The sequence below is a fragment of the Kitasatospora sp. NPDC042419 genome (assembly GCF_056437345.1).
This window is the reverse complement of sequence record NZ_JBWKAW010000027.1, coordinates 79029-90380: the sequence shown is the minus strand read 5'-3', so window position 1 is coordinate 90380 and position 11352 is coordinate 79029. Positions and strand designations below refer to the sequence as shown.

The window sequence follows — 11352 nt, the reverse complement described above, 5'->3', positions numbered from 1 at the left end:
GCCCCGCCATGCCGGCCACCGCCGCCGATCAGACGACCTACCTGGAGCTGTCCGAGGACAGCGGCAGCGCCCACAAGTTCTACGAGGTCCGGGTCGCCGGGGTGGACGTGACCGTCACCTACGGCCGGATCGGCGAGAGCGGCCAGACCAAGACGACCGCGTACGCGTCGCCGGAGAAGGCCGCGGCGGCGGCCGCCAAGAAGATCGGCGAGAAGGTCCGCAAGGGCTACGCCCCGGCGGTGCGCGGGGTGCGGCAGCCCCGGGCGGTGACGCGGCGGGCGATCGTCAGCAGCCGTTCCACGGCCAGCCAGGCCCCGGTGCTGTGGCGCTTCCACTCCGGCGCGGCCGCGTTCGGCATCTTCGTCGGCGAGGAGCACGCCTGGGTCGGCAACGAGCGCGGCGACGTCTACACGCTGACCCACGACGGGCGGGTGACCGGCCGCTACGGGCTGCCCGACGGCGTCAAGTGCATCGTCGCGGACGACTGGTGGATCTACGCGGGCTGCGACGACGGCAAGGTGTACGACCTGGGCGGCAAGGTGCCGCGGGTGGCGTACGAGATAGCCGAGGACGTCGACATCTACTGGCTGGACATCCACGACGGCGTGCTCGGCGTGGCCGACGCGCGCGGCGGCATCACCACGGTCGACCACGAGGACGAGTTCCAGTGGCGGCGCAAGGCCGAGGGCATCGACGGCTGGATGGTGCGCTGCGACGCCGACGGCGTCTACCACGGCCACTCGCGCGGGGTGGCCCGGTACGCGGCGCGCGGCGGCGAGCCGGTCTGGCACACCCGCACCGACGGCGAAGTGCTGTTCGGCTGGCAGGAGCGGGACGAGGTGTTCGCGGGCACCTCGCGCGGCTCGGTCCACCGGCTGCGCAAGGCCGACGGCTCCGAGGCCGCCCGCTACCGCTGCGACGCGGCGGTGTTCTCCTGCGCGGCCTCGCCCGACGGCCGGTACGTCTTCGCCGGGGACAACCACTCCTCGGTGTACTGCTTCGCGGCCGACGGCACCCGGCTGTGGAAGCTGGGCACCGGCTGCGGTTCGGCGTACAGCATGCAGTACCGCGACGGCCGGCTGTACCTGGTGACCACGGACGGGTCGCTGGTCTGCCTGGACGCGAGCGAGACGGCGGTGCGCGAGGCCGAGCAGGGCCGGCTGCCGCAGGCCGCCGAGGTCGACGGCAGCGGCTGGACGGCCGCGGTGGCCGGGGCGGAGATCGAGGCGGTGGCCGCCGGTTCGGCGGGCGCGGCCGGCGGCATCGAGGTCGAGTGCGTGCAGGACGGCTCCCGGCTGCGGGTGCGGGTGGTCTCGCCGGGCTTCGACGCGACCCGCCGGGTGCAGTTCCCGAAGGACATCCGGGTGCCGGGTGCCCGCTACCTGGTGGCCGAGGTGCTGGAGTCCGGCAGCGGCTCGTTCTACCGGGCGCGCGGTGACATCAAGCGCCTGCTCTGAGGGCGTCCGCGCCGCGGCGGATTCCGTTCACCCGGAGGACCGTTGACAGCCCGTCGCGGGCCTCGGTGTAATGCCGTTGCCATGCGGAAGCGCGGCACACCGACCACTTCGGGCCGTTCCGGGGAAAGCAGGATTTCATGGGTGCGGAGACTGCGGTGGCGCCGGAACCCGTCGGGCTGAACTCCCGGATGGCGGCGCTGTACGAGCGGGACCTGACCTGCCAGGGGCTGGGCATCGCGCTCGACGAGGTGTCCACCGGGCGGGCGCTGATGCGGATGCGGGTGGTCCCGTCCATGGTGAACGGGCACGGGACCGCCCACGGAGGCTACCTCTTCCTGCTCGCCGACGCGGCGTTCTCCTACGCCTGCAACAGCTACGGCCCGGTGACGGTGGCGCAGGCCGCGCAGGTGACCTTCCTGGCGCCGGCGGGGGTCGGGGACGAGCTGGTCGCCGAGGCGGTGGAGCGGGCGCGCTCCGGGCGCACCGGCGTCTACGACGTGGCGGTCCGTACGGCCGCGGGGAAGGTGGTCGCGGAGTTCCGCGGCCAGAGCGTGATGCTGGCCGGGAAGCCGCACACGGGCTGACCGGCGGCGGGCCGACCGGCCGAACCGGCTGGTCGGCCGGTTACCGGTGACCGGGCGGGGGCTTCCCCACCCGGCGACCGGTCACCGGCGCGCGGGCGTCAGGCCGGCGGGCGCTCGTCCACCACCTGCTGGAGCTTCCCGGTGCGGGGGTTGGTGACCAGCTCGGAGCGCGGCACCCACTCGACGCGGAGGTCGTGGATCGCGCCGTCCGCGACGTCGTGCGGGTAGAGCGGGCGGGCCGCGTACACCGCCTCGACCAGCTGCTCGCTCAGCCCTGCCGGGGGCGGCTCCTCGGTGTAGCCGAGCCGCAGGACCAGGCCGTCCTTGCCGTCCCAGCGGCGCTGCACCAGCTGGATGCCGGAGATGACCTGGTCCGGGTCGGCGGCGACCAGCACCGCGCGGATCTCCTCGGTCGGCATCGCGACGGTCCCGATCCGGGCGCCCTCGACCGACCGGCCGACCAGCCGGAACCGCCCGCGCTCCGGATCGACCCACTCGGCACGGTCGCCGGTCGGGTAGCGCAGGATCGGCATCAGGGTGCGGAACAGGTTGGTGACCACCACCCGGCCGGGCACCCCGGCGGCGGTGATCGGCTCGCCGGTCACGTCGTCGACCAGCTCGACCACGGTGCGGTTCGGGAACGCCTCGTGCACCCGGACGTCGTCGCCCGGCACCGGCGCGCCGACCAGCCCGGCGTCCACCGAGGCGTAGCCGATCGAGGCGACGGCCGCCTTGGGGAACGCCCGGGAGAGGAGCGGCCGCAGGTCGGCGAAGAGCAGGTCCCCGCCGAAGAGCAGCAGTTCGATCCGCTCGGCGGTCTTCCCGTTCTTGACCAGGTACTCGGCGACCGAGCTGAGCTTCATCGGCTCGCCGGCCAGCACGTCGACGCCGAAGTCCTCGATCAGGTCGGCGATGTACGCGTTGGGCGCGGCGCCGACCGGCAGTCGGACGTTGTCGACCGGCGCGTGGTGCAGGGCGTTCTCGATGTAGAGGAAGCCGCCGTACAGCTCGCCGGCCCAGAACAGGTTGGCGACCCGGTGGCCGGGCTTGAGGCCGGCCTGGACCAGGCCCGCGCCGAAGGCGGTGACCGAGTCGGCGTGCTCGGTGCGCGACCAGGGCGAGAACTTGGGGACGCCGGTGGTGCCGCCGGTCTTGTAGACGCCCGCGTCGAGCAGGGGCCCGGTCAGCAGGCGGTTCTCCGGCCAGGAGTTGGCGGCCCAGAAGGCGGTCTGCTCGATGACGGGCAGTTGGGTGAGGTGGTCGATGCGGTCCGGCAGGTCGCGGTACAGCTCCGCGTAGAAGGGGGAGTTCCTCCGGGCGAAGTCGACCAGCTCGGGCAGTGGTTTGGCGGGCACGGTGCTTCTCCTGACTGCTGGGGGGGGGTGTGGGCGGCGCGGGCACGTCCCCGGCGCGTGCCGGGCGCGGCTCAGCCGGCCTCGGGCCGGCCGATCCAGGTGCGGGCGAGGGTCTGGACGGCGGAGCCGTCCCGGTCGGCGAGCTTCTGCTCCAGGTACTCGGCGGCCCAGGCGTTGGTCGGGACGCGGAAGGCGGGGCGTTCGGCGCGCAGGGTCCGCACGACGACCTCGGCGACCTCCCGGGCCGGCTGCCCGGCGGCCTCCCAGCCCTGGCCGCCGACCCAGTCGAGGTAGTCGGCGAAGGTGGCCGCGTACGGGCCGGAGGCGGCCTGGATGGTGCGGCGGTCGATGTCCGGGAAGATGCCGAACCGGGTGTCCGGCACGAAACCGGGGACGACGACGGAGACCCGCACGCCGTGCGCCTCCGCGACCGGGGCCAGGCTCTCCATGAACCCCTCGACGGCGAACTTGGCCGCGCAGTAGGCCTCGTTGAACGGCTGGCCGACCACGCCGTGCACGCTGCCGACGGTGACCAGCCGGCCGCCGGAGGCGCGCAGCAGCGGCATCGCGGCCCGGCTCACCTCGACGACGCCGAAGAAGTTCACCTCCAGGTTGGCCCGCAGTGCCGCCGTGGTCGACATCTCCAGCGTCGGGTCGGAGTTGGAGACCCCGGCGTTGTTGACCAGCGCGTCCAGCCGCCCGTACGCCGCGGCCACGCCGTCCAGACAGGCGGCGACGGAACCGGCGTCGGTGACGTCGAGGCGGCGCACGTCCAGCGTGACGCCGGCCTGCCCGGCCGCCTCGGACAGCTCCCCTGCGCCGTCCGGGTCGCGCAGGGTGGCCACCGTCGTGTACCCGGCGCGGGCCGCCGCGACGGCGGTGGCCAGGCCGATGCCGGAGGAGGTGCCGGTGATCAGCACGACCGGTGCGTCCGTCGCGTCCGGTGCATCCGGCAGGCTCGGGCCGTTCGGCGCGTCCGGCGCGTCCGGCGCGCTCACGAGGCGCTCTCCGTCAGCTCCGGCGCGGCGTCCTCGGCCTGCTTCTTCTCCCGGGCGGCCGCGTCCAGCAGCGGCTGGATCCCGAGCGCGGGCAGGAACGAGCAGGCGGCGAGCAGGGTGCCGCCGACCATCGTCCAGCGGGCCGCGTCCAGGATGCCCAGTCGGTCGGTCAGCGCGGACACGGCCAGGCCGCCGACCAGCGCGGCCAGCGGGATCACGCCCCAGGTGACGGTCCGGAACGCCGCGTGCATCACGCCCTGGTTCTCGGCGGACATCCGGGCCTGCCGGGTCGGCGCGCTGCACACGTTGATGCAGGACATGAAGAAGCCGTAGCAGCCCATCGTCACGGCGATCACCGGGCCGGCCGGCAGCGCGGGCGCGGCCAGCACGCCGAGCCCGACCAGGCAGTGCAGCAGCAGCGACCAGGCCAGGGTCCGGCCCAGGCCCAGGCGTTCGCTGATCCGCGGGGCGACCACGGCGCCGGCCAGCGCGCCGACCGCCCCGACCGACATGGCCGCGCCGAGGACGCCGACCGACACGCCCAGCCCCCGGTAGGCGAGGACGGGCAGCACGGTGACGAAGATCGGACCGCCCGAGTTCAGCGTGACGGCCGACATCACCACCCGCCGCAGCACCGGGTCCGCCCAGTTCAGCCGGAAGCCGGCCGTCAGCCGCTCCCAGACCGTGCCCTCGACGACGTTCCGCCCGCCCCAGGGCCGCATGGACCGGAAGCAGGCCGCGGAGACCAGGTAGCTGGCCGCGTCGACCACCAGGGCGGCCACGCCGAGCGCGCTGTAGAGGCCGGCCGCGATCGACGGCCCGGCCACCTCGGAGACCGAGTTGCTGCCCTCCAGCCGCGAGTAGGCACGGACCATCTGGTCCTTCTCCACCACGGCGGGCACGGCGATCAGGTAGCCGACGTTGAAGAAGATGGTCGCGCCGCTGATCGCCGCCACGCAGCAGAACAGCAGCGGCGTGGAGAGGAAGTCCAGCCAGTACGCGACCGGGATGACCAGGACCGCCGCCAGCCGGACCAGGTCGCAGACGAGCATGGTGAGGCGGTTGTCCCACCGGTCGACCAGCACCCCGGCGATCGGCCCGAGCAGCGGGATGCCCAGGTACTGGGCCATCGCCACCACGCCGACCTGGAGCGGGGAGGCGTGCAGCACGAAGATCATCAGGGTGGGGACGACGAAGACGGTGATCCGGTCGCCGACCACGCTGACCGTCTGCCCGGTCCAGAACAGGTTGAAGCCGCGTCCGAGGTCGGCCGGCTTCCGCAGGCCCGCGAGGCCCGCCCGCTGCGGGCTCACGAGGCCTCCCGGACGGCGAAGGTGGCCGTCTTGCCGGTGCGGTCGTTGCTGACCAGGTCGTCGACCGGACGGACCCGGAAGTTCTCCGGGTCGTGCTGGAAGGCCGTGCTGAGCGTGAACGTCGCGGCGAGCAGTTCGGCGCGCAGCCCCTCGGCGTCCACCGCCGCGCCCGGGTCGGTCAGCAGCAGGACGTCCACGCCGGTCGCGCGCCCGCCGTTCTCGGTGACCAGGACCTGCGCCCGGGCGACGCCCGGCTCCCGCTCCACCCGGGCTACCAGCTCGTCCACGTGCAGGCCGAGGCCGCGCACCTGGACCACGCTGTCGCGCCGGCCCAGCACCCGCATCGCCCGGCCCGGCCGGCCGCACGGGCAGGCGGTCAGCTCGCCGGCGTCGCCGGTGCGGTAGCGCAGCACCGGGTTGAGCATCTCCGGGTCGAGCGTGGTGAAGTCCAGCAGCCCGTCCGGCCCGGCGTGCACCAGCTGGGTCGGCAGCGGGTGGAAGGTGTCGGCCGGGCAGTCCGGGGTGTTGGTGCCGACCACCCAGGTCTCGGTGGAGCCGAACATCCCCCAGCGGCGGGCGTCCGGCGCGACGGCCGCCATGTCCTCCTCCAACTGCGGTTGCCAGGCCTCGCCCAGCCAGAGCACCTTGCGCAGGGCGGGCAGCTTGATCCCGGCGGCGCGGGCGTGCGCGAACCACAGCCGCAGCACGCTCGGCGTGCCGCCGATCGCGGTCACCCGGCGGTCGGCGAGGAAGGCCAGCCAGTCCGGGTACTCCTCCCGGGTGACCGAGCCGAGCGCGATGATCCGGCAGCCGGACAGGTCGGCGAGCCCGGCGGCGAGGAAGTGCGCACCCCACATCCGCCCGGCGCCCCAGGCGTTGACGAACACGTCCTCGCGGTCGAGCGGCTGCCAGTGCGCGTGGACGCCCGCCATGTAGAAGCCGGTGGGCGCGTAGCCGACCTTGGGGGCGCCGGTGGATCCGCCGCTCTGGAACAGCCAGGTGGCGCCGGTCTCCGAGCGCGGTTCCAGGTGGGCCAGGGCGGTGTTGAGGTCGTCCTTGACCAGCGGCGGCAGCGCGGCCAGCTCCTCCAGGGTGCGGACGGCGCCGGGGCGGTCCGCGTAGCGCGGGGCCAGTCCGGGCACGGTCCGCAGCCGGCCGAGGGTCCGTTCGGCGACGGGCAGGTGCGGCTCGGCCGCTTCCGGCGGCAGGGAGAACGCGTCGGTCATCGGGGGTCCGTTCGGGGGGTCGTCGGGGTCGTTGCGGCGGGCGCGGCGGGCGCGGCGTCGGCGAGCCACTTGGCGTGCGCGTCGCGGTAGGCGGTGAACCGGGCGCGGGTGATGTCCCGCTGCAGGGTGCGGTGCGGGTCCGACCAGTCCGGGGCGATCACCCCGTCCGGCTCCAGCTCGGAGAACCAGTACCGCTCGCCGTCGTACAGGAAGTCGACGCAGAAGAACGGGATCCGCAGCTTCTCGGCGAAGTACGCGGTGGCCTCCGCCAGTTCGTCCGGCACCGGCGGGAACTCCATCGCCCCGCCCCGGCTCGCGTTGGCCACCGGCGAGCCGGGCTCCGGGATCCGCTTCATCACCGCGTACGGCTCGCCGTCGACCACGTAGACCCGGTAGTCGACGGTGCCGTCCCCGAGGTACGGCTGGGCGATCAGCGTGGTGTCGCCGCCCTGGGCGAGGCTGGCCAGGCCCCGGATGTCCTCCGGGCCGCGCGCCAGGTTGATCCCGCCGCCCCCGCACCAGCCGGACGGCTTGACGATGGCCGGGTAGGTCAGGCCGCCGAGCGCCACCTCGTACAGGTGCTTGCTGATGTCCCGGCCGGTGCCGATCCGGATCGACGGGATCGGCGGCACCGGGGAGTCGGCGAGGTGCAGGACGGTGGCCAGCTTGTCGTTGCCGATCAGCGAGACCTGCGGCGGGAACGGCAGGTAGAAGCCGGCCTGTTCGAGGACCGCGTACAGGGCGTACTGGTTGAACACGTCCATCGACTGGTACGGCAGCGAGTAGAGCGCGGTGATGAAGAGGGTGTCCTGCGGGGTCACCGGCTCCTCGTCCACGTAGACCACCGGCCGGGCCGGGTCGGTGGCGTCCACGGTCACCGCGTCGGGCGCGTGCCGGCACCAGGTGAGGCCCAGCTCCCCGGCGATCTCCTCGTAGAGGTCCCAGAAGAAGTGGTGCCAGGTCGCGGACATCCGGCTCGACTCGCGGTCCGGGAAGATCCAGCACATCCGGCGCAGCGGGCCGGGGTCGTTCAACGGGGTGGGGTTCACCACGGGTCCTTCCAAGGGGTTCAGGATGCTCCGCCGGAGCGGTCGGCCCACCAGCGGCGGCCGGACTCCGGAAGGGTGTCCACCGGGTCGTAGTACGGGTGGCGCCGGTCGAGCGCGTCGTCCTCGGCCGGGCCGCCGCCCTCGCGGATCTCCAGCTCGGTGCGGTAGTTCTTGGTCCAGTACGAGACGCCGCGCTCGCGGTCGTACGCCACCGCCTGGTGCACCCAGCGCTTGCCGAGGTCCGGCACGTCGCAGACCAGCCGGGGGGTGGCGTAGCCGGGCAGGTAGCCCATGATCGCCTCCTGGAGCCGCTGCGCCTCGTGCACCGACGTCCGCCAGTGCTCGGCGTTGGGGATCATGTCGCAGAGGTAGAAGTAGTAGGGCAGGATGTTCGCCTCGCCCTGGAGGGCGAAGCAGAGGTCCAGCAGGTCCTCGGGGGTGGCGTTGACGCCGCGCATCAGCACGCCCTGGTTGCGGACGTCGCGGACGCCCGCGTCCAGCAGCCCCCGGGCGGCCTCGGCCACCAGCGGGGTCACCGACCGGACGTGGTTGGCGTGGGTGTGCACGGCCAGGTTCACCGCGCGGCGCGCGGCGAGGGAGGCCACCCGGGCCACGCCCTCCCGGATCTGCGGCTGCAGCCAGTGCTGGGGCAGGCCGACCACCGCCTTGCTGGCGAGCCGGATGTCGCGGACCGACTCCAGCTCCAGCAGCCGCAGCAGGAACGACTCCAGCTGCGGCCAGGGCACGTTGGCGAGGTCGCCGCCGGACACCACCACGTCGCGCACGGTCGGGGTGCGCTTGAGGTAGTCCAGCATCTGCTCCTGCCGGTGGGCCGGGCGGAGCACCAGCCGGGTCTTGGTGACCTGCGGGGTGGAGGTGCCGACCAGGTCCATCCGGGTGCAGTGCCCGCAGTACTGCGGGCAGGTGGAGACCAACTCGGCCAGCACCTTGGTGGGGTAGCGGTGGGTGAGGCCCTCGACCACCCACATCTCGGCCTCGTGCAGCGAGTCGCGTTCGGCCTTCGGGTGGCTGGGCCACCGGGGGTGCCGGTCGGCGCGCACCGGCAGCATGTAGCGGCGGACCGGGTCGGCGAGGAACGCCTCGGTGAACGCCTCCGGCCCGGTCGGGGCGTGCGCCGCCATCGTGTTGAGCATCTGCGGCGGCAGCAGGATCGGCATCGTCGCGAACTCGGCCTGATCGGCGGTGAGTTCCTCGTAGAACCGGTCGGTGAGCAGGTCGCCGGCGACGGCCCGCAGCTGCCGGAGGTTCTTCACGCAGTGGGCCCGCTGCCACTGGGCGTCCCGCCACTGGGCCTCGGTGACGTCGCGCCAGCCCGGCAGCCGGCGCCAGTCCGGCTCGACCAGCGGGGTGCGGACGTACTGGTACGGCTGCCCCGTCACAGGGCGTGCGGGGGGTACGGGGCGGTCCATCCGGCGCTACCGGCCGGTGAAGAGCGTGGCGAAGCGGGTCCGCAGCTCGCGCTTGAGCACCTTGCCGGTCGGCCCGAGCGGGAACTCCTCGGCGGTGCGGGCGATCCGGACGGCGGCGAGCGCGGCCAGCCCGGCCGCCGCGAGCGCCTTGTTGGCGGCCTCCAGGACGTCCTCGGCACCCGCCTGCTCGGCGTCGGCCTGCAACTGGACGACGGCGAGCGGGCGTTGGCCCTCCCCGGCGCCGCCGGGCACGCCGACCACCGAGCAGTCGCGGACCAGCCCGGCGCAGTCGGCCAGCAGCACCTCCTCGATCGGCAGGCTGTAGACCGGCCCCGCCACGGTGTCGATGACGTCCACCGTGCGGTCGAGGTGGTAGAACGAGCCGTCGGCCTCGCGCCGGGCGACGTCCCCGGTCAGCCAGTAGCCGTTCAGTTCGAAGCTGCCGGTCAGCTTGGCGTTGTTCCAGTAGCCGGGCGTGCGGGACGGCGTGACCACGCCGAGCAGCCCGACCGTGCCGTCCGGGACCTCCGCGCCGTCCTGGTCCAGCACGGCCGCCTTGATCACCACTTCGAGCGGCTTGCCGACACAGCGGTCGTCGCGGACGCTCTCCGGAGTCGTCACCTGGCCGAACAGCGCCATGCCCATCTCCGAGGAGCCCAGCCCGTCGACGAACTGCGAACCGGGCAGCGCCGGTTGCTCGGCCTTCTCGCTCGGCAGCAGCCACGGCCGGATCAGCCCGGCCGGCCGCTCGCCGAGCCCGACCAGCCGGCGGATGTGCCCGTAGTGCGCGCTGTCGCCGGTGTTGAACCAGGAGTGGACCCTGGCCGCGCCCGCCACCGGCAGCTCCCCGGTGGCGAGTTCGACGAAGGTGCGCGGGAAGGAGGCGACCATGGTCGGCCGGAACGCCTCCATCACCGGCTCGACCACGGCGCGCCGCCAGTCGGCCATCACGACGGTCGGCAGGCCGAGCAGGGTCGCGGTGAGGAAGTAGCTCAGACCACCCGCGTGGGTGTGCGGCATCAGCGACATCAGCCGGTCGTACGGCTCGGCGGGGAACCGCACCATCCGCGGCTGCTTGCCGTCCCAGAACTGGCGGTGCGCCAGCATCGTCGACTTGGGGGTGCCGGTGGTGCCGGAGGAGTGGATCAGCGCGACCACGTCGTCCGCCGCGTGCCGGTACGGGTACGCCTCCGGGAGCCCGCCGGACGCGGCGGCGTCGAAGGCCTGGATCTCGGCGGCGAGCGCGAGGAACCGCGGCCGGCGCTGCGGGTCCTCGCGGTACGCGGCGGCGAGGCGGGTGGTGTCGTCGGCGACCACGCCGACCACGCCGACGTGGTTGAGGTAGCGGACCATCACGTCGTGCCGCATGGCGTCGTTGACGAGCGCCGGGACGGCGCCCAGCGCGGTGAGCGCGAGGAAGTGCAGCAGCGGCTCCAGGCCCTCGCCGACCACGACGGCGACCGGCTCGCCCGGGCGCACGCCGTTGGCGTGGTACCAGGCGGCGTACCGGTCGCGCAGCGCGGCGAGGTCCAGCAGGCTGTGGCCGCGCAGCACGACGGCGCCCCGGTGGTCGGTGTGGTGGCTGAAGGCGAACGGGACCGCGCGGTTGGGGTTCACCGCGATGGCGTGTTCGAGGAAGTTGCCGGCCCCGAGGTCGGGCTCGGTCATCAGCCGCTCCCGGGCGGCGAGCGGTGCCACGGGGCTCTGGCCGGCGGGGTGGATGGAACTCTGGTCGCTCATGGCGGTCTCCTGAGGGGGTGGCCCGGGCGCGGTTTCTTGTGGAACGCGGGGCGGGCCGAGTGGTGTGGGAGAACTGGTGCTCGGCGGACAGGTTCGTGCGGTGGAGCTGCTCTCGCGGGGTGGCGCCGGTCCTGCGTGCTGCCGCTCGTGCGCGCAGGCGTGGTGCTCGCGGCGCTCTTGGTGCCGGTGGTGTCGGTGGT

At 73.8% G+C, this 11352-nt stretch carries 9 protein-coding genes; 2 read left to right on the top strand and 7 right to left on the bottom strand.

Annotated features, from left to right (window positions below; translation table 11 throughout):
• Positions 1 to 8: 8 nt before the first annotated feature.
• Together AC067J_RS34710 and paaI are read left to right on the top strand one after the other, a co-directional pair.
• Positions 9 to 1457 (top strand): WGR domain-containing protein, encoded by a 1449-nt coding sequence (locus tag AC067J_RS34710; RefSeq protein WP_478306088.1) that lies wholly within the window; start codon positions 9 to 11, stop codon positions 1455 to 1457.
• Positions 1458 to 1594: 137 nt separating this feature from the next.
• Positions 1595 to 2041 (top strand): hydroxyphenylacetyl-CoA thioesterase PaaI, encoded by a 447-nt coding sequence (paaI, locus tag AC067J_RS34705; RefSeq protein WP_478306086.1) that lies wholly within the window; start codon positions 1595 to 1597, stop codon positions 2039 to 2041.
• A gap of 98 nt (positions 2042 to 2139) precedes the next feature.
• Here paaI and AC067J_RS34700 read toward each other — a convergent pair whose 3' ends face one another.
• The 7 genes from AC067J_RS34700 to AC067J_RS34670 form a co-directional block, all read right to left on the bottom strand.
• Positions 2140 to 3396: a phenylacetate--CoA ligase family protein gene (locus AC067J_RS34700; protein WP_478306084.1), complete on the bottom strand. Its 1257-nt coding sequence runs from the start codon at positions 3394 to 3396 to the stop codon at positions 2140 to 2142.
• A 71-nt stretch (positions 3397 to 3467) separates the two neighbouring features.
• The gene (locus AC067J_RS34695) at positions 3468 to 4394 is read right to left on the bottom strand and encodes an SDR family NAD(P)-dependent oxidoreductase (protein ID WP_478306083.1); all 927 of its coding nucleotides are present in this window, start codon (positions 4392 to 4394) and stop codon (positions 3468 to 3470) included.
• Positions 4391 to 5707: an MFS transporter gene (locus tag AC067J_RS34690; RefSeq protein WP_478306082.1), complete on the bottom strand. Its 1317-nt coding sequence runs from the start codon at positions 5705 to 5707 to the stop codon at positions 4391 to 4393. Before AC067J_RS34690 ends, AC067J_RS34695 begins: the two co-directional genes overlap by 4 nt.
• Positions 5704 to 6933 carry a phenylacetate--CoA ligase family protein gene (locus AC067J_RS34685; protein ID WP_478306080.1) on the bottom strand — a complete coding sequence of 410 codons (1230 nt, stop codon included), beginning with the start codon at positions 6931 to 6933 and terminating at the stop codon, positions 5704 to 5706. Before AC067J_RS34685 ends, AC067J_RS34690 begins: the two co-directional genes overlap by 4 nt.
• Positions 6930 to 7982, bottom strand: coding sequence for an ATP-grasp domain-containing protein (locus AC067J_RS34680; RefSeq protein WP_478306078.1), 1053 nt, complete (start codon positions 7980 to 7982; stop codon positions 6930 to 6932). Before AC067J_RS34680 ends, AC067J_RS34685 begins: the two co-directional genes overlap by 4 nt.
• A 20-nt stretch (positions 7983 to 8002) precedes the next feature.
• Positions 8003 to 9382 carry a KamA family radical SAM protein gene (locus AC067J_RS34675; RefSeq protein ID WP_478306076.1) on the bottom strand — a complete coding sequence of 460 codons (1380 nt, stop codon included), beginning with the start codon at positions 9380 to 9382 and terminating at the stop codon, positions 8003 to 8005.
• 36 nt (positions 9383 to 9418) lie between these two features.
• Positions 9419 to 11152 (bottom strand): class I adenylate-forming enzyme family protein, encoded by a 1734-nt coding sequence (locus AC067J_RS34670; RefSeq protein WP_478306074.1) that lies wholly within the window; start codon positions 11150 to 11152, stop codon positions 9419 to 9421.
• Between the last annotated feature and the right edge of the window lie 200 nt (positions 11153 to 11352).

What these genes read in the sequence shown, in the direction of transcription:
- AC067J_RS34710 (WP_478306088.1), top strand. Translation starts at nt 9, where the DNA reads ATGCCGGCCACCGCCGCCGATCAGACGACCTACCTGGAGCTGTCCGAG.
- paaI (WP_478306086.1), top strand. Translation starts at nt 1,595, where the DNA reads ATGGGTGCGGAGACTGCGGTGGCGCCGGAACCCGTCGGGCTGAACTCC.
- AC067J_RS34685 (WP_478306080.1), bottom strand. Translation starts at nt 6,933, where the DNA reads ATGACCGACGCGTTCTCCCTGCCGCCGGAAGCGGCCGAGCCGCACCTG.
- AC067J_RS34670 (WP_478306074.1), bottom strand. Translation starts at nt 11,152, where the DNA reads ATGAGCGACCAGAGTTCCATCCACCCCGCCGGCCAGAGCCCCGTGGCA.